The following is a 233-nucleotide window of genomic DNA, read 5'->3' on the forward strand; positions in this document are numbered from 1 at the left end:
GGTAGCGCCATATCGATGCCGGTTCCGATCATGGCGATGAGCACCGCGGAGCCGAAGGTCTTCAGATAGTGATTGTTCGCCTTGTCGCTGAAGCCCCCATAGCCCTGCGCATCCGTACCGGCCATGCCGCCGATCTGCAGCGTCGAGCCGTTCGGGAAGGTGATGTCGGACCAGACGACGAGCATGCGGCTCTGGCCAAACGAGACTTTGCTGTCTTGGCGGCCGAATAGTTT

1 protein-coding gene is annotated in these 233 nt (G+C 60.5%); it reads right to left on the reverse strand.

Annotated features, from left to right (window positions below; translation table 11 throughout):
* Window positions 1–185: TrbI/VirB10 family protein (locus KVS69_RS20720; protein ID WP_302675405.1), on the reverse strand; the 185-nt coding region annotated here is incomplete at its 3' end.
* Between the last annotated feature and the right edge of the window lie 48 nt (window positions 186–233).

The organism is Stenotrophomonas sp. GbtcB23, from assembly GCF_019091045.1.
Taxonomy (GTDB): Bacteria; Pseudomonadota; Gammaproteobacteria; order Xanthomonadales; family Xanthomonadaceae; genus Stenotrophomonas; species Stenotrophomonas rhizophila_A.